1 pseudogene is annotated in these 288 nt (G+C 72.2%); it reads right to left on the bottom strand.

Features of this window, described 5'->3' with window-relative positions:
- Positions 1-288 (bottom strand): annotated as a pseudogene (locus tag QSJ97_RS24830) (recombinase family protein); the annotation flags it as partial.

Here is a 288-nt window from a genome sequence, read left to right as displayed (position 1 = left end):
GGGATCGGCGAGGCCCGCGCCGAGCGCCGCCACCCTCTTCCTGTAGAGCTCCGCCAGGTTCGGATGCAGGCGGACCGGAGACGGCGGCTCTGCGGCAAGCGTTGCTTCCAGCTCGGTCCTGCGGGCCTCCAGCGTCTCGAGCCTTGCCTTCAGGCCCGGCGTGCGCAGCCCGTCGGCGATGGCGTCGTAGAGGCCGTCGAGCTTGCGCACGACCGCCGCGAGTTCCCGCGATGTCCGCGCCCGGTCTGCCGCCGTGCTCCCGCGATGTGCGTCGATCTCCTCGCGATA

Origin of the sequence: Paralimibaculum aggregatum (genome assembly GCF_030270585.1) — a bacterium.
Classification (GTDB): domain Bacteria; phylum Pseudomonadota; class Alphaproteobacteria; order Rhodobacterales; family Rhodobacteraceae; genus Thermohalobaculum; species Thermohalobaculum aggregatum.
The sequence above is the reverse complement of the archived record's forward strand: the minus strand, read 5'-3'. Positions and strand labels throughout refer to the sequence as shown.